Genomic DNA, 20329 nt, shown 5'->3' with positions numbered 1-20329 from the left:
AGCACCCCAGACCGTTCGTCTGGACGAAAACAGCAGACGAGATCCTCGACAAAGTCGCCGCCTACTGCCACCGAATCTCTGACTCAGGTCACTAGGGCTTGTCTGACAAGCCCTAGCGGCGCCCACCGAGTGCTCGGGCGAGGTAGGGCGCCGTCCGGCCGGTCGCCGTGGCCACCCGCTCGGGGGGACCGGCGGCCACGATCCGGCCTCCCTCGTCACCCCCGCCCGGGCCCAGGTCGATGACCCAGTCGGCGCCCGCCACCACCGTCATGTCGTGCTCCACCACCACGACGGTGTGACCGGCGTCCACGAGCCCGTGCAACTGGCCCGTCAGCACCTCGACATCGGCCGGGTGCAGTCCCGTCGTCGGCTCGTCGAGGAGATAGAAGGTGTGCCCCCGGCGGATCCGCTGCAACTCGCTCGCCAGCTTGATGCGCTGGGCCTCGCCGCCCGACAACTCCGTGGCGGGCTGGCCGAGCCGCACATAGCCGAGGCCCACGTCGAGCAGGGTGCCGAGGCTGCGCGTGACGGCCGGGGCGTCCGTGTCGGCGAAGAACCGTGCCGCCGCCTCGACCGTGAGATCCAGGACCTGCGCGATGTTCCGTCCCCGGTACGTCACTTCGAGGGTCTCGGGGTTGTAGCGCGCGCCGCCGCAGTCCGGGCACGGGGCGTAGGTGCTGGGCAGGAACAACAGCTCCACACTGACGAAGCCCTCCCCCTGACAGGTCTCGCAGCGCCCTCCGGCCACGTTGAAGGAGAACCGTCCCGCGCCGTAGCCGCGCGCCGTGGCCTCCTTCGTCCCGGCGAACACCTTGCGCACGACGTCGAACAGCCCGGTGTAGGTGGCGAGATTGGAGCGGGGCGTACGGCCGATGGGTTTCTGGTCGACACCGACCAGCCGTCCGACGCCCGCCAGGTCCTCGGTCAACTCGCCGATCAGTGTGGACTTCCCGGAGCCGGAGACCCCGGTGACCGCGGTGAACACACCGAGCGGGAACTCGGCGGTGACCCCGCGCAGATTGTGCCGCGTCACCGGTCCGACCGACACCTGTCCCCGGGGCGTGCGCACCGGGCGCGCCGGTGCGGGGGAGCGGTCGAAGAGGAAGCGTGCCGTCGCGGACTCCGGCACACCCTCCAGCGCGGCGACCGGCCCGCTGTGCAGGACCCGCCCGCCGTGCTCGCCGGCCCGCGGGCCCACGTCGACCAGCCAGTCCGCGCCGCGCACGACATCGAAGTGGTGCTCCACGACGAACACCGAGTTGCCCGCCGCCTTCAGCCGCTCCAGCACGGTGAGCAGAGCCTCCGTGTCCGCCGGGTGCAGCCCGGCGGACGGCTCGTCGAGGACGTACACCACGCCGAACAGCCCGGAGCGCAACTGCGTCGCCAGGCGCAGCCGTTGCAGTTCGCCCGCCGAGAGGGTGGGGGTGGCCCGGTCGAGGCTGAGGTAGCCGAGTCCGAGCTCCATGACGGGCGCGATACGGGAGGCGAGGTCCTCGGTCAGGACGCGGGCGGTCTCGGAGTCGGCCGTGAGGGACTTCGCGAGATCGGCCAGCGGCAGCGCGGCCAGCTCGGCGATGGTGCGCCCCGCGAACGTCACCGCCAGTGCCTCGGGCCGCAGCCTGCCGCCGCCGCACACCGGGCAGGGAGCGGCGGCGAGGAATCGCTCCGCCTTGGCCCGCAGCGTGGCGCTCTTCGTGTCGGAGAAGGTCTTCATGACATAGCGCCGGGCGCTCATGTACGTGCCCTGGTAGGGGCGTTGGATCCGTTCGGCCTCGCGTACCGGATGCACGGTGACCACCGGCTGCTCGTCCGTGAACAGGATCCACTCCCGCTCCCCGGCGGGCAGTTCGCGCCAGGGCCGGTCCACGTCGTGGCCGAGCGCGCCGAGGATGTCCCGCAGGTTCTTGCCCTGCCAGGCCCCCGGCCAGGCGGCGACAGCGCCCTCGCGGATCGACAGCTCCGGATCGGGGACCAGCAACTCCTCCGTCGTACGGTGGATCCGGCCGAGGCCGTGGCACTCGGGGCACGCCCCCGCGGCCGTGTTCGGCGAGAACGCGTCCGAGTCGAGCCGCTCGGCGCCCGCCGGATACCGGCCCGCGCGCGAGAACAGCATCCGCAGCGAGTTGGACAGATTGGTGACCGTGCCCACGGAGGACCGGGAGGTGGGCGCCGACCTGCGCTGTTGGAGGGACACCGCCGGCGGCAGCCCGGTGATCTCCCCGACCTTCGGCGCCCCCACCTGATGGATCAGCCGCCGGGCGTAGGGGGCGACCGACTCGAAGTACCGCCGCTGCGCCTCCGCGTAGATCGTGCCGAAGGCCAGCGACGACTTCCCCGACCCCGACACCCCGGTGAACACCACGAGGAGGTCCCGCGGGATGTCGACGTCCACACCCCGCAGATTGTGCTCCCGGGCGCCGCGGACGCGGACGTACGAGTCGTGGGGGTGGCCGTCGGGGCTGGGCATCGGCGGGACTCCTGGGGGCGGTCCGGGGCGCGGTCCGGTGGGCCGCGGCCCGGCCGTCGGGGCAGGGGGCAGGGCAAACCCCACGATTCTAGGCCGCGCCCGGTCCCGCTACCCGGGCGCGACGGGCGGGACCCGGAAGGCCGTCCGGCCGGACGACCGGCAGGGACGCGCCCCGCGCCGGTCATCACGGCGGGCACGGACCCGCCCGCGCCGGTCAGGACGGCACGTCCTCCAGGTCCAGGAGCTGCCGCTTGCGCTCCAGGCCCCCGGCGTAGCCGGTGAGCGCCCCGCTCGCGCCGATCACGCGGTGGCAGGGGCGGACGATCAGCAGCGGGTTCGCCCCGATCGCCGTACCGACGGAACGGACCGCGGCCCTGGACGCGCCGATCCGCGCGGCGACCTCCCCGTAGCTGACCGTGGTGCCGTACGGGATGGTCTCCAGGGCCTTCCAGACGCGCCGCTGGAAGTCGCTGCCGCTCGTCACGTACTCGATGTCGAAGGCGGTCAGCCGGCCGTCGAAGTACGAGCTCAGCTGGGAGACGATCTCCCGGAAGGCGTCCGCGTCCTCCCGCCAGCCGGCCTGGACGACCGCGCCGTACTTCTGGTCCGGCACGGACAGCGCGGCGAGCGCGGTGCCGCCCTTGGCGGTGGCCGACTCCTCACCCACCAGCAGCAGTCGGCCGAGCGGGCTGTCCATGGTCGTGTAGACCGTCATCGGTCGGTCCTTTCCGAGTTCTCACAGCGTGTTCACCCTCAACAGTGCGCCCCGCGCGGCCTCGCGTCCGGCGGGATTCGGACAGAGCGCTGAGCGGGTGCTCCGGCGACGCCGTACGGACGGGTCCTCCCGCCCGCTGGGGTCGCGCCGGGGCCGGTGCGGGCACACGATCGAAGTCGACCACTCCGCACGCCCCAGGAGTCCTGATGGTCTGGATCCCGCAGATCCCCGACCTCGTCGGCCGGCTCGGCGCCGCCGAGCTCGCCGACGCCCTGCGCGACCCGGCGACGGCCACCGTACCCGTCGCCCTCGACGACCCGGAGGCCGGCCGGATCAGCGGTGTCGCCGTCCTGGCGGCCTGGCTGGCCGTGCAGGACACCTGGAGGGCGGAACGGAAGGCGGAGATCGAGGAGGTCGCCACCACGTTCGGCGAGCGGCGGGCCGTGGGGGAGTGGGTCGTCCATCTGGAGGGCGCGGAGGGCGAGCGCGTGGGGCTGCCCGTGGCCGCCGCGGTGGACCTCGCCTCCGCGCTGCCGGTGCGGGTCCACCACTCCCGGCTGCCGCTGCTCGGCCGGCACGTCGTGCGCCGCCCGATGGCGCCGCCCGACCCGTCGGCGCACGCCTCCGACGTGGTGGGCGCCTACCTGGCCGCCCTCGGCGCGGGGGACACCGCGGCCGCCGTCGCCGCGTTCGCTCCGGACGGGTCCTTCCGGGGGCCGGCCGCCGACGCGCGCCGGTACACGGGGACCAGGGAGCTGACCGAGCTCCACGACGCCTTCTTCTCCGCGGGCGGAGGCATCCCGCTCACCCTGTGCACCGTGACCGAGGACGGCACCCGCACCGCCTTCGAGTACGTCGTCGACCGCTGGGGCGCCGCCGCCCTGCCGCCGCAGCCGGGCCTCGCGGTCTGCGCCCGGGGCGGCGATGGCCTGATCGCGTCGGCGCGGGTGTACGACGACTTGGAAGCACCCGTGGAGTAGGGCTGTCGGGCGTCCCGGCGGGCAGGGATGTGTCCTCGGATCTCCCCGCCCCACCCCCACCGGCAGCGAGAGCAGGAGTGAGCATGCGGTACGTGAAGCTCGGTTCGACGGGTCTGGACGTCTCCCGGATCTGCCTTGGCTGCATGAGCTTCGGCCTGCCCGACCGGGGCGTCCACGAGTGGACCCTCGACGAGGAGGCCTCGCGCCCCTTGATCCGCCAGGCCCTGGAGGCCGGGATCACCTTCTTCGACACGGCGAACGTGTACTCGGACGGCACCAGCGAGGAGATCGTCGGACGGGCGCTCGGCGAGTTCGCGCGCCGCGACGAGATCGTCATCGCCAGCAAGGTCAACGGCGCGATGCACGAGGGACCCAACGGCCGCGGCCTGTCCCGCAAGGCGATCATGACGGAGATCGACAACAGTCTGCGCCGCCTCGGCACCGACTACATCGACCTCTACCAGATCCACCGGTTCGACCGCCGCACGCCCGTCGAGGAGACGATGGAGGCGCTGCACGACGTGGTCAAGGCGGGCAAGGCCCGTTACCTCGGGGCGAGTTCGATGTACGCGTGGGAGTTCTCCAAGGCCCAGTACACGGCCACGCTGCACGGTTGGACCAGATTCGTTTCCATGCAGAACCACTACAACCTCCTCTACCGCGAGGAGGAGCGCGAGATGCTGCCGCTCTGCGCCGACCAGGGCGTCGGCGTCCTGCCGTGGAGCCCGCTGGCCCGCGGCCGGCTCACCCGTGACTGGGACACGTCCACCGAACGCAGCCGAAGCGACCGGTTCGGCCGGAACCTGTACCAGGACGGCGACCGCGGGATCGTCGACGCGGTCGCGCGCGTCGCCGCCGGACGGGGGGTACCGCGCGCCACGGTCGCGCTCGCCTGGCTGCTGGCGCGCCCCACCGTGACCGCGCCCATCGTCGGCGCCGGCAGGGCGGCGCACATCGAGGACGCGGTCGCCGCGCTCGGCCTGGAGCTCTCGGACAAGGAGACCGAGGAGCTGGAACAGCCGTACACGCCCCGGGCGATCAGCGGTCACTGACACGTACGGGCCGCCGCGGCGCGGACCGCCCCCGAGCCGGCGGCGCCCCGGTCACCGCGACCGGGCCGGCCGTCGCGGGGCGCCCCCCGCCGTGGCCCGGCGTGCCCACGACGACCGGCTCCGGGCGACCGGGAATTCCGTGCGGAAAGGTGCTCGGATGAGCGCATGAGAGCGCTCCCATTGTGGAGACTTCGGGACGGAAGGTCGGGTCGCCGGGTTTCCGAATTTCTTTTGGCGCGGGCTCGCTGACATTTGGTCAATATTCGCGGCCGTGCCGCATTAAGGGAAAATCCGGGATCGCTTGTTCCCGCTCGCCGCCCTGTGCAAAGGTGGGCGTTGTCGGCGTGCAGACAATATGGGTTCGTTCTGCACGCGTGCGGCGCGCCCGCTTCCCCTCGCCCGAACGGGCCGTCAGGGGCGGTCGTTCGCGACGTCACCCCTGGGTAGACCCTCCGGTTCCGACGGGTGGTCTACATACCCATTGGTATGGACAATTGCTGCGCTGCCTTTGGAAGGAAAGCGGACGTGAATGACGGAACGCTGTCTCATTCGTCTGACCCCGACCGCTTGTTCGAGGTGTCGGATGAACGGCTCGCGGCCGAGCTGAAGAGGCAGGGTGGCGCGCCCGCGAACTATCCCGTCGGGGAACTCCTGGACCGGCACTGGGAGGCGGTGTTCTCTTACGCGCGGCTGTGCACCGGCGGCGTACGGCCCGCGGGAATGCTCACCACCGCCTCATTCACGCGGATGTTCGGGGATTCGCTGCACCAGGCCGGGCCGAGCGCCGCATGGCGACCCCAACTGCTCGTCACCGTCCGCCGCATAGCGGCCGAGTGGCTCATGGACCAGCGGCGTGAACTGCTCGCTCCGGAACTGCTGGCCGAAGCGGACCGGGAGGACCGCGCGGACCGTGCGGCGGCGCGACTGCTTCCGCCGGAGAACAGACGGCTCATCTCCCGCGCGTTCCAGCGGCTGCCCGAGCCGGCCCGCTGCCTGTTGTGGCACGGGGAGGTGGAGGCCGAACGGCCGGAGGTACCCGCGGCCCTGCTGGGGATCCTCCCCGAGGACGCGGTCACCGAACTGGAGCGGGCCGGAGAACGCCTGCGCCAGGGCTGTCTGGAGATCCACCACGAACTCGCCCCCAGCCAGGAGTGCCGCCGCTACCACCGCATGCTCGACGTCTCCTTCCGTCGCGGCGGTACCGACCTCGACCCCGACCTGCGGAACCACATGGAGGAATGCGGCCACTGCCGGTACGCGGCCGACCAGTTGAGCCGGTTCAACGGCGAACTCGCCGTCCCGCTCGCCGAAGCGGTGCTCGGCTGGGGCGCGCACACCTATCTGGCGTCCCGCCAGGCACGGGCCGCGGCGGCCGCGGCGACGGTCCAGGAACAACAGGGCGACGGTACCGGCCAGTTCTACGCGGATGGAACGACCGTCGCCGGAAGCGGCCCGGACTTCACCGACGGAGCCACGGGTGCCACCGGCACCCCGGCCGCCGGGACCGCCGAGATCGTCGAGTTCCAGCCCGACGCAGACGACGTACGCCCTCCGGGCCTTCCCCCGCGCACCCCGCCGGACGCCCGTCGGTACGGCGGCACCCCGCCCACGGCCCACGAGAGGGCCACGCCGCGGCCGGACACCCCGTCCGGACAGGACGCCCCCGAACCCGGCGAGGGCAGGCGCGCCTCCCGCCGCCGGGGCGCGACCCGTACCGGCGACGGAACCCGCGCCTCCCGGCGGGCCGCGGGGCGCAAGGCGGCCCGGCGCGCGCCGGGCCGCCGCAACGTCGCCGTCGCCGTGCTGACCCTCAGCGCGCTCGTCGCGGTTCCGCTGGTCCTGTGGGCGTCCGACGCGGACCCGGACGGCCGGCGCGACACGGCCGACCGCGGTCGCACGTCGGCGGCATCGAGCCCGGACACGAACCCGTCGTGGGCCCGGAACGGGGAGAAGAAGGACGGGACCGTGCGCGGCCGGCTGCGCAACGCCGCGACCGACCGGTGCGTCGGTTTCGCCGGAACGACGCCCGCGAGCGGTGCCGAGGCCCGGCTTGTCCCGTGCTCCTCGGAGTCGGCGACGCAGTGGTCGTACACGGCGGACGGGCTGCTGCGCGACGCGGTCCACCCGGACCTGTGTCTCGACTCCCACCTCGCCTACTCCGTCCAACTGGCCCCCTGCACAGGCGCGTCGCAGCCCGGCGGCAAGAACATCCGCTACGACTTCACCCTCCAGGGCATGCTCGTGCCGCGCTGGAACCAGGACCTGGCCCTCGTTCCCGCGTCGGCCGAGGGGGAGTCCGACCTCGTCCTCAAACTCCGCAAGGACGAACCGATCCAGCGCTGGGCGCTCGACACCTCCTCGCCCTCGCTCCAGCTGGAGGTCGTCAACTGGGACTCCACGAAGGGTGACGCGAAGGGCTCCGCCACCGGCAAGCCCTCCCCGTCCGCGACGGCACCCGTCAGTCCCCGGACGCCCACCGCGACGGCCGCGACCCCTGGCCACGCCACCCCGTCCGCGGAGCCGTCCGACAGCACCTGCGCCTCCGCGTCCGCCCTCTGCCCGGGGGACGGTCCGGGCGGCTCGCCCCGGGACGGCGGATACCGCACGGGCTCCGGTTCCGGGGGCTACGGATCGTTCGGCGGCGGGGGTGAGGGAGGCCGCCGGTGACGTGCCGGGCTCCGGCGGCCGCCTCCCCTCGGGCCGTCGGGAGGACGTGGTGCCGGTCGCCTCGCCGGAGCGGATGTCGCCGCAGGCGAAGTCACCGGCCCCGGTGCGGCCGTCGTGGGCGTTCGGTCAGGGGGCGGTCCCGGGGCTGAGGGCTGTCAGGCGGACCGATGACGCGGTGCCGGACACGGGCACCTCGCCCCGCGTCCACGCCACCGTGAGGGAGTCCAGCTCGTCGGGCGGCGTGACGGTCAGGGAGGCGGGAGTCGCCGTGTCCGCCCCGCTGATCTCCGGGTTGGAGAAGGTCAGGCCCGACCACGCGCTGCGTCCGGGCGCGAGCACGACCGTCGTGGGCGTGCCCGGGGACCGCTGGGGATCGGGTCCGAGCTGCTTGCCGGAGGCGCCGACGAAGGCCGCGCCGGGGTAGCCGCGCACCGTGCAGGTACGCCCGGACTTGTTCGTCAGGACGATCGGGAAGTTCTCCTGCCCCGCTCCGGGGTCGTTGCGGCCGACGGAGGCGCGCAGTTCCGAGGTGTGGCACCGCCCGCTGCCACCGGCGCTCCCCGAGGTGGCCGTGGCCGAGGCGGACCCGCTCCCCGTCCCGGTTCCCGGCTTCTTCGACGGGGAACTCGCGGCCGGGCCGGCCGTCGTGGTGGAACCCGCCTTCGTGCTCGTGTCGCCGGAAGCGGGTCCGGCCGTACCGGGAAGGGTCTTCGGCGGACTCTGCGGGGAGCCGTTGGCGCAGGCGGTCAGCAGGCTCAGCAGGGCGGCACCCGCGAGCAGCGCGGTCCGCCGGGCGGTGGGTGAAACGCGGTGCGCGGACACCGTGCCGGGCCGGTCCGGGGCCGCCACCGCGCGCGGGAAGGTCGACATGTCACCACTCCTTGCGAATCTCCGTACGAGGCCATCGCGCCTGTGCGGGGCGCGTCACGCCCCTTCACTCCTCTTGAATGCCCCGGAGACCGAAAAGTTCGCAGGATCGCCGACGGTTCCGGCGGGACCGCCCGCCCAGGATCAGACTTTGAGGCGTACGGAGACGATGACGCCGTCGGCCGGTGGCCGGTGGCGCCGGGTTCCCGCCGGGTCCGGGAACCCGGCGGGAACGACCTGGTGCCTGCCGTCCGGTCAGCGCTGGGTGTAGACGAAGCCGATCTTGTCGACCTCGTCCCCGGCGCGGCCGTGGAAGCCGGCGATCTGCCAGCCGCTCGGCGCGGTGCGGGTCACGCAGTCCGATGTCGTCGTGCCTCCGGACAGGGTGCGGCCGAGGCTGGTGGTGAACTTCGCCGAGAATATGCGGGTATGACCGTCCTTCACTCCCTTGCAGAGCTGCGCGGAAGTGACGTACTCGCCGCTGCCGAGGGTCAGCGAGGCGGCGGTGCCGCCCGTGCCGCCGTGCGTGAGCGTGGTGCCGTCGCTCAGTGTCAGTCCCATCCGGTCGATCCGCGCGCCGCTGCCGAGGGACACGACGGACGCGCGGGCGCCGGCCGGCACCCGGGCGATGTCGTTGAAGTAGTCGCCGTGCGGGCCGCCGAACTGGTCGCTGAGCTGGAAGCCGCTGTTGCGTGACCAGGTGAACGACGCGGTGATCGGGTCGTGGTCGGAGAGCATCAGGCCGCCGGAGGTCAGGAAGCGTGTGTGCTCGTTGTGGTAGTTCGTGGCGTCGAGCGTGACGAGCCTGCTGCCGCGGTAGAGGATCTTGTCGACGACCTCGCAGGTGTCGGGCACGGTGGTGCCGCTCTGGTCGCAGACGAGGGCGTCGCTTCCCTTGGCCGGCGGGGTGCCGCCGCGGACGAGCTGGACCCAGGCGTCCGACAGCCCGTTGGCGGCGGCGAACTCCGCGATGGTGTCGCCGGAGCGGGTGTAGCGGGTGTTCGTGTCGCCCATGACGACGACGGCGTTGCCCGCGGAATGGGAGCCGATGAAGGCGGTGAGCTGGTTGAGGTTGTCGGCGCGGGAGGCGAGATCGCCGTCACTGGTGCCCGCGTTGGTGTGCACGTTGTAGAAGTCGACGTAGACACCCTCGGCCAGGCGCTCCCGCGTGAACGTGAAGCCCTTGGGCGTGAGGCAGTCGCCGGAGTCGATCTGGCAGGAGTTCCAGCCGACCCGCTCGAAGTCGTCGGTGTCGTACGAGATCTTCGAGAGGGTGTTGAGACCGCTGCCGATGCCCGCGCCGCCGCTGGTCGGGGTGCGGTAGGCGTGCGCGGTGTCGGACGCGTACAGCGCCGCGTGGTAGTTGAAGTCCTCCTGGACATGGACGATGTCGTAGGGGGCGACGAGACCGCCGATCGCCGTGGTCGCGGCCTGGCGGGGTGTCGGCGCGCTGGAGATGCCGTCGGGCAGCCCGGCGACGTTGTAGGTGAGCACACTGAAGGTGCCGGAGCCGGCGGCCGCGGCGGGGGACGCGGCCGCGCCGAGTCCGCCGAGGGCGGCGGCTGCCGCGGCGGCACCGGCGAGAAGTCTGCGGAGAGGGGACATCGAGGGTGTCTCCTGGGGACGAAGGGACGTCAAGAACCGACCGAGAAGGTGGCGTCGGCCTTGTCGGTGGAGGTGGAGATCGGATCGATGCGCAGCACATAGTCTGCGTGCCTGAGGTAACGGCCCGGGTTGTTGTGGGAGCGGAACGACGACCACGAGGTGTCGGCCAGACCCGCGGTCCGGTGGAACGTGGCGTCCTGGGCGAACGTCGTGGTCCCGTCGTCGACGTCGAGCGTCATCCGGTAGTCGCTGTGGCGCAGATAGCGCGTCGGGTAGTTGACCGAGCGGAACGAGACGCCCGCCGTGTCGGCGAGTCCGGGAACGAGCGTCCACTGCGAGTCCGTGTACGGGTCGAAGGGGTACTCGTCGATCCGGCCGACGTAGTTGGAGTGCCGGACGTAACGCGCCGGATAGTTGTAGGACTTGAGCCGGTTCCAGGCGGGGGCACCCCACTTGGCGAGGAGGCTGTCGTACTCCGTCGTGGTGATCGGCTGGATGCTCGCGTGCTTGGAGTTCAGCGGCTGTGTGTAGAGCCGCTGGTCGACCGCCGTCCAGGTGCCGTTCGCGAGGTCGGCGGACTGCCAGGCGTAGAAGACCCCGTTGGGCGTGTAGGTGTCTCCCCAGAGAGTCCAGATCCCCAGCGCCTGGGGCTTGACGAGGATCGGGGCCTCGGTGCCGCCGTGGGCGACCGGTGTGCTGAACACGGTGAAGCTGCCGGGGTTCAGAGACGTCGACCTGGCGCCCACCAGCGTCTGGTCCTTCTTGAAATAGAGGTAGTTCACACCGCCGACGCCCACGGCCAGATCGCCGTCGATCACGTCGTAGCCGGGGTCGAAGAAGACCTGTGCGGCCGACGCCGTGACGAAGTCGGACGTGTAGTTGACCATGATGACGTTGTGGCCGCTGGAGTCGACGGCGGAGTAGATGATCCCGTACTGCCCCCGTCCCGCGTCCCAGTACGCCTCGGGCGCCCAGCTGTGGGTGGCCATGTCGTGCAGTTTCAGGCGCCGGTAGCCGCTGAAGGAGCGCAGATCGGCGGAGTCCCAGACGTGGATGTACTGGCTCTGCAGACTCCAGTCGGTGCCCTTGAGGTCGGTGGCGAGCACCACGAACGTGCCGTCCTGTCTGCGCAGGACGAACGGATCGCGCAGACCGCCGGTGCCTCCGGACGGGGTGACGACGGGCTTGTTCTGGTTCAGCGGTGTCCACTGGAGCGAGTCGGCGCTGACGGCCAGGTGCAGGCCGTAGTCCGCTCCGTCGCCGTTCGGGGACTCGGTGAAGTACCCCATCACGTAGGCGGTCCCGGCCGCGGCGCGGGCCGGGGCGCCGAGGGCGAAGGCGGCGGTGAGGCCGGCCATCGTCCCGAGGGCGACCCGCCGGGAGGGCTGAAGGGGCCTGTCGTTCATGCCGGTCTCCTCGGTGTTCGTGCGAGGCGCCGCGACACACCCGGGCCGAGGGCCCGGTGGCTCGGGTGGTGTGTACGCGGACGCCGCCAGCAGGCGGAAGCCGGCCACGCCGTCCGGCTCGGACGTCGGCGGAGCCGACTCGGTTCGAGATACCGAATACTGTGCGACATGCTGTGCGAGGCATTACGGTAAGGGCTTGCCAGTGGTGTGAACAGGGCCTGGAGAGACGGAAGTTGAGCGTGTTCACGCCGCTTCGCGGTCCCGGGGCGGGGTGTTGTGGCCGGCCCGTTGTCGGAGCCGCTGTCTAGGCTGGTCCGTGTGAAGGATCAGAACAGCAGACCACTCGCCGTGTTCGATCTCGACGGCACCCTCGCGGACACCGCGCACCGGCAGCGGTTCCTGGAGCGCTCGCCGCGGGACTGGGAAGGGTTCTTCGCGGCGGCCTCCGAGGACCCGCCGCTCGCGGAGGGCGTCGCGCTCGCGCTGAGCAGCGCGCGGGAGTGCGAGGTCGTCTATCTGACCGGCCGCCCCGAGCGGTGCCGGCGGGCGACCGTGGAGTGGCTGGCCGGGCAAGGCCTGCCCGAGGGACGCATCTGGATGCGGCGCAACGACGACCGCAGGCCCGCCCGCCGCACCAAACTGGAGATCCTTCGCCGGCTCGCCCGCGACCGGGAGGTCCGCGTCCTCGTCGACGACGACGAGTTCGTGTGCGAGGAGGCGGAGCGGGCCGGCTTCACGGTCGTACGGGCACGGTGGGCCGCCGCGTCGGCGGCACTGAAGGACGCGCAGGAGCGGGAGGGGCGGACCTGAGGGTTCTCGGCGGGTCCGGTGGACCCGTGGGACGCGGGTCGGGTCAGTCGGCGTCCTCCAGCCGGAAACCGAGCTTCAGACCGACCTGGTAGTGCTCGACCCGCCCGTTCTCGATCTGGCCCCTGACCTGCGTCACCTCGAACCAGTCGAGGTTGCGCAGGGTCTGCGAGGCCCGGGTGACCCCGTTGCGAATGGCCTGGTCGACGCCTTCGTGAGAGGTCCCGACGATCTCGGTGACCCGGTAGGTGTGCTCGGACATGCGGCTGCTCCTCTCCGCCGTGGCGGGAGTGCCAGGCGTGATTCCACGGTGCCCCACCGGGTGGCGCTCCGCGAGACGGCGGGGTGTCCCGGGTGATGCGGGGGCGTCCGGGACCGGCGGGGACCGTACGGTTCGGGCGGTGTCCGGGGTCGGCTCCGCAGGCCGGCCGGGCCCGTACGCCGTGACCGGTCACGGCGGTCCCTCCCGCGTCCGCGCGACCACCGGGGGCGGATCCGGCCCCGGTGGTCGCGGTGTGCTTGGGTTGGGCCCTGTGACCGCCCCGCGGCCGCGCTGTCCACGCCTCACCCCGCGGAAGGGAACCGGACGTCGTGCACGTACTGATCCTGGGCGGTACGACCGAGGCCCGACGTCTCGCCGAGAGCCTGGCGGCGGGGCCGCCCGCCGGCCTCAGGGTGACGAGCTCGCTGGCCGGACGCGTGGGCGCGCCCCGGCTGCCGCCCGGCGAGGTGCGCGTCGGCGGCTTCGGCGGTGCGGAAGGGCTGGCGCGGTGGCTGGGCGAGCACGCGGTGGACGCGGTCGTCGACGCCACGCATCCGTTCGCCGGAACCATCGGTTCCAACGCGGCCGCGGCGGCGGCCGCCACCGGTGTTCCCCTGCTCGTCCTGCGACGCCCCGGCTGGGTGCCGGTCGCGGGCGACGTCTGGCACGAGACCGGGTCGTTGGAGGAGGCCGCCGGACTCCTGCCCTCACTGGGCCGCAGGGTGTTCCTCACCACGGGCCGGCTGGGTCTTGCCGCCTTCGCGGCTCTGGAGGACCTGTGGTTCCTCGTACGCTCCGTGGACGCGCCGCGGGCTCCGGCTCCGGCCCGCATGGAGGTGCTGCTGGACCGAGGCCCCTTCACGCTCCAGGGAGAACGGGAACTGCTCCGGCGTCACGCCGTCGACGTGGTGGTGACGAAGGACAGCGGCGGACAGGCCACCGCACCGAAACTGACCGCGGCCCGTGAGGCCGGCCTGCCCGTGGTCGTGGTCCGCAGACCACCGGTGCCGCCCGGTGTCCCGATCGTGCCCGCCCCGGAGGCGGCCGCCGCCTGGATCACGGCACGGCTCCACCGGGGCGGCACGCCCCCGGATCCCGGCTGACCGACAGCGGGGCCTCCTGGACGGCTCGTCGGCGTCGACGCCCTTCGGGACCGGTACGGGCGGCGACCCGCTTACGTGCCGGGATGCTCCGGCAGGGCGAGCCAGTCCGACCAGGAGATCTCGCGGCCGAGGAAGCGCGGCCGCTCGAACGGCCAGTCGGCGGCGATCCACTGCGGCACCAGCGCGTCGAGGGCCTGCTCGACCTCGCTGCCCACCAGCTCGTCCACCACCCACCAGGAGATCTCGCCGTCCGCGCCGGCCCTCTCCGGTGGGTCGATGTAGACACAGCCGAGCAGAGCCGTCTCCGCCGCGTCGAACAGCGCGTAGTTGAAGGACAGGTGTGCGGCGATCTCCTTCTCGTGCCGCAACAGGTCGGCCTGGTCGGCCTCGTAGGTCATGGTGGCCGCGGGCCAGCCCCAGGCCGGGCCGAAGACGGTCCACAGACGCTCCCGCGAACCCATCACAGCCGGATAGTCGAGGGGGGTGTCCGCCTCCCGGATCGGCCGCAGGTGATGACCACCGCCCGGCAGCGGTACCAGGACGGGGTGGACGAAGTCGTCGGGAAGCCAGCTCATGGCACCCGACCGTAGCAGCGCGCGGCCGTCCGCTCCCCTGGATTTTCCCCGTACACCGCCGGGCCCCGCTCTCATGCCGGGCAGGGCCCGCGATCACCCGGTCGAGACTCCCGTTCGATCGACAGACTCCGTGATCGGTACGGCAACGGTTTACGACGAAGAGCGCCTGTACGTCTCGCACATGGCCGGCGGGGCTAGGATCCCGGTCGGGCGAAGTCGTAGCGCAGAGGTCGTCGCGCGCGGTCTCCAAAATCGCGAGGACGCCGGTTCGAATCCGGCCGGCTTCGTCCGCCCCGACTGCGGCGTCCATATGACCTCGACGGCGTGTGGGCCCCTCGGCTATTCCGCCTCGCTCGCGATCGCGTTGATCGCGGCCGCGGCGATGGCGCTGCCCCCGCGGCGGCCCCGTACGACCAAGTGGTCGAGGCCGGAGGGGTGTTCGTTCAGAGCCTGCTTCGACTCGGCGGCGCCGACGAAGCCGACGGGTACGCCGATGACCGCTGCGGGGCGCGGCGCGCCCTCCTCGATCATCTCCAGGAGGCGGAACAGCGCGGTGGGAGCGTTGCCGACGGCCACCACGGCGCCGTCCAGGCGGTCGCGCCACAGCTCCAGGGCGGCCGCGCTGCGCGTGGTGCCCAGTTCCGCCGCCAGGTCCGGCACCGACGGGTCGGAGAGCGTGCAGATCACGTCGTTGTCCGCGGGCAGCCGTTTGCGCGTGATCCCGCTCGCGACCATGGAGACGTCACACAGGACGGGCGCGCCCGAACGCAGGGCTTCGCGGGCGCGGGCCACCACGTGGGGCGTGTAGGCGAGGTCGCGGACGAGGTCCACCATGCCGCAGGCGTGGATCATCCGGACCGCGACCTGGCTGACATCGGCGGGCAGGGCCGCGAGATCCGCTTCCGCGCGGATGGTGGCAAAGGACTCGCGGTAGATGGCCGCGCCGTCCTTCTCGTACTCGAACACTGTCTTCTCGCTCATCCGTCGACGTCGTTCCGGGCGCGTGCCCGGGCCGGTACCGGCCGGCCGGAGGGCGCGGGTACGGACATGGGCATGGGCGCGAGCATACCGATCACGGCTCGAACAGCGATTCCGTCGAGGCCGGGCAGGCTGATCAGGCCGGAACGGGCGGCCGGTTCGTGGCCGGAGGACGAGCCGTGGGCCGGGGCCGGCACCGCCCGGCCCCGGCCCCGTCGTGCGGCCTGGGCCGGGCGGTCCCCCGGGACCTGCCGACCGGGGATCCGGGCCCGGCCGTGGTCGACGTGGGAGCCGGTCCCGTTCCGGGAAGGCGCGGCCCTACGGCGAGTTCTCCACCGCCTCGCTCAGCGACAGCGCGAACCGGCCCTCCGCGTCCGTCCACCAGTGGGACAGACCGAAGCCCGCCGTGGCCAGTTCACCGCGGACACCGTCCTCGCGGAACTTCGCCGAGATCTCGGTGCGGATCTCCTCGCCTTCCGTGAGGTGGACCGCCAGATCCAGTGCCGGGACCTTCACGGTCTGGGTGACGCGCGACCGCAGCCGCATCTCGATCCACTCGTTCTCGGGGTCCCAGAGCGCCACGTGATCGAACGTGTCGAGGTCGAAGTCGGCACCGAGTTCGCGGTTGACGACGCTCAGCACGTTTTTGTTGAACGCCGCCGTGACCCCGGCCGCGTCGTCGTAGGCGCTGACGAGCACCGACGCGTCCTTGACCAGGTCGGTGCCGAGCAGCAGGGTGTCGCCGGGCGACAGCAGTGACCGTACGGACGCCAGGAACGTCGCGCGCTCGGCGGGCAGCAGATTGCCGATCGTGCCGCCGAGGAAGGCCACGAGCCGCGGCCCGGGGGTGTCCGGGAGCGCGAGACCGCCGGTGAAGTCGGCGATCAGCGCGTGGACGTCGAGGCCGGGCCGCTCGGCGATCAGCGCGTGACCAGCCTGGGTGAGCGCGCTCTCGCTGACGTCCACGGGCACGTACGTGTGCAGGTCCGGCATCGCGTCGAGCAGGTGGCGGGTCTTCTCCGAGGATCCCGAACCCAGTTCGACGAGCGTGCGCGCACCGCTCGCCGCAGCGATCTCGGCGGCCCGCGCCAGCAGGATCTCGCGTTCCGCGCGCGTCGGGTAGTACTCGGGAAGTTCGGTGATCTTCTCGAACAGCGCGCTGCCGTGGGCGTCGTAGAACCACTTCGGCGGCAGGGTCTTGGGCAGGTGTCCGAGGCCGAGCAGGACATCGGCGCGCAGCGCCGCGTCCGTGGCGTCCTCGGGAAGGGTGCGGGTCAGCAGGAACGGACTCACGTACGGGGCTCCTTGTGCTGTGCGGGTGCCATGTCGTCGCTCATGTCCTTGAGCGGGGTGAGCAGTACCTCGGTGCGGTTCGCGGTGAGAAGGGTGCGGTCGGGGACCTCCCGCCACAGCGGGTCGTCGTCGTACGGCTCGGAGGCCACGACAGTGCGGCGGCCGGGCTCGGTCAGGTACCAGAGGGTGTCGCCCCAGGCGGTCGCGGTGATCGTCTCGCCGTTGGTGAGCAGCAGGTTGAGCCGGGACCCGGGGGCCGCCTCGGCGACCTCGAGGACGGTGTCGGCCAGCGCCTGGCCCTCCTCGTCGCCGGCGAGCAGCCGGCGCAGGACCAGGGCCCACACGAACGCCGAGTCGCACCGGGCCTCCAGCGACAGCAACTCGGCCGGAGGCAGGCCCGCCACGAGCGGGGCGAGCGTGTCGGGCCAGCCGCGGACGGCGCCGTTGTGGCTGAACAGCCAGGGGCCCGCGGTGTACGGCGCCGCCGCGGCCTCCCCGTCCGAGCCCGCCACGGTCGCGTCCCGCACCGCGGCGAGCAACGCCCGCGTCCCGATCACCCGGGCCAGGTCCGCGAACGACTGGTCGCCCCAGATCGGTCCGGCACGCCGGTAGCGGGCCGGAGCCGGGTCCCCCTCGGCGTACCAACCCACCCCGAAACCATCGGCGTTGACGGTCCCGTAGCGCTGGCGCCGGGGCGCCCACGACTGCCGGTACAGGCTGTGCTCCGGTGTCACGAGGAGCGCGCCGAGCCTCTCCTCGCCTCCCAGGAACGCCAGATGACGGCACATCAGACGTCCTCGTCGCGGGCCGTGCGGAACCCGCAGAAGATCTGCCGCCGGATCGGATAGTCCCAGTTGCGGAACGTGCCCCGGCAGGCCACCTTGTCCACCGCGAAGGAGCCGCCGCGCAACACCTTGTACTCAGGGCCGAAGAACACCTCCGAGTACTCCCGGTAGGGGAACGCGACGAACCCGGGGTAGGGCTCCAGATCGCTCGACGTCCACTCCCACACGTCGCCGATCAACTGCCGTACGCCGAGGGGCGAGGCGCCCGCCGGATAGCTGCCCGCCGGGGCCGGGCGCAGATGGCGCTGGCCCAGATTGGCGTGGACCGGCGAGGGGTCCTCGTCGCCCCACGGGTAGCGGGTGGAACGGCCGGACACCGGGTCGTGGCGGGCCGCCTTCTCCCACTCGGACTCGGTGGGCAGCCGCCGCCCCGCCCAGCGCGCGTACGCGTCGGCCTCGTACCAGGACACGTGCAGCACCGGCTCCTGGGGCGGCACGACCTCCGTCACCCCGAAACGGCGTCGCAGCCACTGCCCTCCCTCGCGCCGCCAGAACAGCGGCGCCTCGATGCCGTGCGCGCGGATGTGGTCCCAGCCCGCGGGAGTCCACCAGCGCTCCTCGCCGTAGCCGCCGTCCTCGATGAAGGCCTGGTAGGCGGCGTTGGTGACCGGAGTGGTGTCGATGAAGAACGACGGGACCGTGCGCCGGTGCGCGGGACGCTCGTTGTCGAGCGCCCACGGTTCGGTGGAGGTGCCCATCACGAACGGGCCCCCGGGCACCAGGACTTCGGCGGGCCCGGTGAACGGCGCGGCGGGCGCGGGGTCGGGTGCCGTGAGAGCGGCGGGCCCCCGGCGGAGCTGATGGGTGATCAGCATGGTCTCGTCGTGCTGCTGTTCGTGCTGCGCGATCATGCCGAACGCGAAGCCCGACTCGGTCAGCCGGGTGCCCTCGAACGGGGCGCTCTCCAGGACGTCCAGCGCCCGGCCGCGCACCTCGGCCGCGTACGTACGGGCTTCGGCGGGCGGCAGCAGCGGTAGCGAGGGCCGTTCGGAGCGTGCGTGCTCGAACGCGTCGTACAGCCCGTCTATCTCGGGCCGCATCGCCTCGCGCCCGGCGACCGCCCGCAGCAGCCACAGTTCCTCCTGGTTGCCGATGTGCGCGAGGTCCCATACGAGCGGGGACATCAACGGCGAGTGCTGCGCGGTCAGATCGGGGTCCTCCACGCAGGAGGTGAGCAGGGCGGTGCGGTCGCGGGCGGTGGTGAGCGCGTCCAGCGCGCGGTGCCGGAGCGATTCCGGATCCGTGCGCGGACCGGAGGCGGTCGTGTCGGAAGCGGTCGTGCCGGTCATGTGTTCATGTCCTTCCGGTCGGACAGGCCCTGGCGGGGGCCGGCCGGGCGCCGCCCGGGCCGGCCGTCGTGGTGTGAGGCGGCCGCGCCGACCAGGTCGTCGGCGGGGCAGCGGCCCCGGGCCACGTAGCGTTCGGTGAACTCGGCCACCGCGTCGAGCACTTCGGTGGTGGCACCGAGCCGGGGCAGCGCCTCGTACGCGGCCGCGAAACAGACCGCCGCGGCCTCGCGCAGCTCCGGATCGGCGAGGCCGAACCGCGCCGCGTCCTGCCACAGCGGGTTGCGCGGCGCCGGTGCCGGACCGGCCCGCTCCGCGAGCGGCTTGACGGTCCGGTAGGCGGTCTCGGCGGCGTCCGGGTCGTCGAACAGCGCCGCCGTCACCGCGAGCGGCACGATCCAGCCGTCCTCGCCCGGCTGCGCGTCGATCATGCGGAGCTCCAGATGGCCGCGCGGCCGTACCGGCGGGAACAGCGTGGTCATGTGGTACGCGAGGTCCTCCCGGTCCGGTGGCGCGGTGGACCGCGTCCAGTCCCGGAAACTGAGCGCCTCCGGGACCTCCCAGGGACCCTCGGGCGCCCGTACGCACATCACCGGCGCGTCCAGCACGCGCCGTGCCCAGGCCGCACGGGGATCGCCGTCCAGGGGCGGTGCGTCGGTGCGTCCGGGATCCATCGACGCCCACAGCGACTGGCGGGTGGACCGCCAGCCCGTGTGCCGTCCGCGGGCCATCGGCGAGTGGGCGAACGCGGCGACCAGGACCGCGCCGAGCTGATGGGCGAGCCACCAGCGGCGCCCGTGCCCGAGCGGGCCCGGCTCCTCGTATCCGGCGTCCACGCACACCTGGACCGAGGCCGAGGTGCACATCATGGCGCGGCCCTCGGGACCCGCGCGGTCGAGGTACCGCTCCATGGCGTCGTACCTGGGCTCATGGAGGTAGCGGCTCGGGGGGTTCCAGGGATCCTGGCCGAAACCACTGAGGCCGAGGCCCGCCTCGCGCAAGGTGGCGCGTACGGCGTCGAGGTCGGCCGAGACGGACCCCACGCACTCCATCAGGGAGCCGGCGGGGGCGGAGCTGAGCTCCAGCTGTCCACCGGGTTCGACGGTGAGCGCCGAACGCAGGGGCAGGGTCCGCAGCGCGGCATAGGCCGCTTCGAGTCTTTCGGGTGCCGCGCGGAGCCGGGGCCCGCGCAGCTCGTGGACGAGCCATTCCACCTCGACACCGAGGAGGCGGGGCGGACCGGTCTTGAAGCAGATGCCACGGACCAGTGCCTCCACCTCGGCCTCGGTGACAGCGGAGCGTCGTCGCTCCGTACAGTCACTCACCGAATCGGACATGTCGGGATCCTCCTGAGATTCCACCATGCCGCCGGCCCGGGGTCTGGTGGGCCGGACCGACAATGACCGTTCCACCCAAGACCC

At 72.5% G+C, this 20329-nt stretch carries 17 protein-coding genes and 1 tRNA gene; 6 read left to right on the top strand and 12 right to left on the bottom strand.

The window, feature by feature from the left end; all coding sequences use genetic code 11:
• Positions 1-112: 112 nt before the first annotated feature.
• Both ACFYW9_RS39165 and ACFYW9_RS39160 read right to left on the bottom strand, forming a co-directional pair.
• Entirely contained in the window at positions 113-2467 is a 2355-nt protein-coding gene (locus ACFYW9_RS39165) for an ATP-binding cassette domain-containing protein (protein WP_389159809.1), read from the bottom strand.
• Positions 2468-2681: 214 nt separating this feature from the next.
• Complete coding sequence (locus ACFYW9_RS39160) at positions 2682-3182, bottom strand: methylated-DNA--[protein]-cysteine S-methyltransferase (protein ID WP_389159808.1); 501 nt, start codon at positions 3180-3182, stop codon at positions 2682-2684.
• 206 nt (positions 3183-3388) lie between these two features.
• Between ACFYW9_RS39160 and ACFYW9_RS39155 the strand changes: the two genes are divergently transcribed.
• From ACFYW9_RS39155 to ACFYW9_RS39145, 3 genes are all read left to right on the top strand, one after another.
• Positions 3389-4162 carry a nuclear transport factor 2 family protein gene (locus ACFYW9_RS39155; protein WP_389159807.1) on the top strand — a complete coding sequence of 258 codons (774 nt, stop codon included), beginning with the start codon at positions 3389-3391 and terminating at the stop codon, positions 4160-4162.
• 83 nt (positions 4163-4245) lie between these two features.
• Complete coding sequence (locus ACFYW9_RS39150; protein ID WP_389159806.1) at positions 4246-5214, top strand: aldo/keto reductase; 969 nt, start codon at positions 4246-4248, stop codon at positions 5212-5214.
• A 576-nt stretch (positions 5215-5790) separates the two neighbouring features.
• A complete protein-coding gene (locus ACFYW9_RS39145; RefSeq protein ID WP_389159810.1) occupies positions 5791-7881 on the top strand; it encodes a ricin-type beta-trefoil lectin domain protein in 2091 nt (696 codons plus the stop codon).
• A gap of 126 nt (positions 7882-8007) precedes the next feature.
• On the opposite strand, the gene ACFYW9_RS39140 is transcribed toward ACFYW9_RS39145, so the two are convergent.
• From ACFYW9_RS39140 to ACFYW9_RS39130, 3 genes are all read right to left on the bottom strand, one after another.
• On the bottom strand, positions 8008-8751 hold the full coding sequence (locus ACFYW9_RS39140) for a DUF4232 domain-containing protein (protein WP_389159805.1): 744 nt from the start codon (positions 8749-8751) through the stop codon (positions 8008-8010).
• Positions 8752-9003: 252 nt separating this feature from the next.
• On the bottom strand, positions 9004-10353 hold the full coding sequence (locus tag ACFYW9_RS39135) for a jacalin-like lectin (protein WP_389159804.1): 1350 nt from the start codon (positions 10351-10353) through the stop codon (positions 9004-9006).
• Positions 10354-10382: 29 nt separating this feature from the next.
• Positions 10383-11759, bottom strand: a complete 1377-nt coding sequence (locus tag ACFYW9_RS39130) for a glycoside hydrolase family 43 protein (RefSeq protein WP_389159803.1) — start codon at positions 11757-11759, stop codon at positions 10383-10385.
• A gap of 318 nt (positions 11760-12077) precedes the next feature.
• Here ACFYW9_RS39130 and ACFYW9_RS39125 point away from each other — a divergent pair, with 318 nt between their 5' ends.
• A complete protein-coding gene (locus ACFYW9_RS39125) occupies positions 12078-12569 on the top strand; it encodes a hypothetical protein (protein ID WP_389159802.1) in 492 nt (163 codons plus the stop codon).
• A gap of 43 nt (positions 12570-12612) precedes the next feature.
• Here ACFYW9_RS39125 and ACFYW9_RS39120 read toward each other — a convergent pair whose 3' ends face one another.
• Positions 12613-12828: a dodecin gene (locus tag ACFYW9_RS39120; protein ID WP_339133033.1), complete on the bottom strand. Its 216-nt coding sequence runs from the start codon at positions 12826-12828 to the stop codon at positions 12613-12615.
• A gap of 329 nt (positions 12829-13157) precedes the next feature.
• Between ACFYW9_RS39120 and ACFYW9_RS39115 the strand changes: the two genes are divergently transcribed.
• Positions 13158-13931: a cobalt-precorrin-6A reductase gene (locus ACFYW9_RS39115; RefSeq protein ID WP_389159801.1), complete on the top strand. Its 774-nt coding sequence runs from the start codon at positions 13158-13160 to the stop codon at positions 13929-13931.
• A 71-nt stretch (positions 13932-14002) separates the two neighbouring features.
• Here the strand turns inward: ACFYW9_RS39115 and ACFYW9_RS39110 are convergent, their stop codons facing one another.
• The gene (locus tag ACFYW9_RS39110) at positions 14003-14506 is read right to left on the bottom strand and encodes an N-acetyltransferase (RefSeq protein WP_351869015.1); all 504 of its coding nucleotides are present in this window, start codon (positions 14504-14506) and stop codon (positions 14003-14005) included.
• Between the two features lie 212 nt (positions 14507-14718).
• Between ACFYW9_RS39110 and ACFYW9_RS39105 the strand changes: the two genes are divergently transcribed.
• Positions 14719-14793: transfer RNA gene (locus ACFYW9_RS39105), tRNA-Trp, on the top strand.
• A gap of 52 nt (positions 14794-14845) precedes the next feature.
• On the opposite strand, the gene ACFYW9_RS39100 is transcribed toward ACFYW9_RS39105, so the two are convergent.
• The 5 genes from ACFYW9_RS39100 to egtA form a co-directional block, all read right to left on the bottom strand.
• A complete protein-coding gene (locus ACFYW9_RS39100; RefSeq protein WP_351869259.1) occupies positions 14846-15472 on the bottom strand; it encodes a precorrin-8X methylmutase in 627 nt (208 codons plus the stop codon).
• 330 nt (positions 15473-15802) lie between these two features.
• Positions 15803-16777 (bottom strand): L-histidine N(alpha)-methyltransferase, encoded by a 975-nt coding sequence (gene egtD, locus ACFYW9_RS39095; protein ID WP_389159800.1) that lies wholly within the window; start codon positions 16775-16777, stop codon positions 15803-15805.
• Positions 16774-17565, bottom strand: coding sequence for an ergothioneine biosynthesis protein EgtC (gene egtC, locus ACFYW9_RS39090; RefSeq protein WP_351869009.1), 792 nt, complete (start codon positions 17563-17565; stop codon positions 16774-16776). The genes egtD and egtC overlap by 4 nt, the downstream gene beginning before the upstream one ends.
• Positions 17565-18911, bottom strand: coding sequence for an ergothioneine biosynthesis protein EgtB (gene egtB / locus ACFYW9_RS39085; protein WP_389159799.1), 1347 nt, complete (start codon positions 18909-18911; stop codon positions 17565-17567). Before egtB ends, egtC begins: the two co-directional genes overlap by 1 nt.
• Positions 18908-20245: an ergothioneine biosynthesis glutamate--cysteine ligase EgtA gene (gene egtA, locus ACFYW9_RS39080; RefSeq protein ID WP_389159798.1), complete on the bottom strand. Its 1338-nt coding sequence runs from the start codon at positions 20243-20245 to the stop codon at positions 18908-18910. Before egtA ends, egtB begins: the two co-directional genes overlap by 4 nt.
• Between the last annotated feature and the right edge of the window lie 84 nt (positions 20246-20329).

The organism is Streptomyces sp. NPDC002698 (assembly GCF_042888945.1).
Lineage (GTDB): Bacteria > Actinomycetota > Actinomycetes > Streptomycetales > Streptomycetaceae > Streptomyces.
The sequence above is the reverse complement of the archived record's forward strand: the minus strand, read 5'-3'. Positions and strand labels throughout refer to the sequence as shown.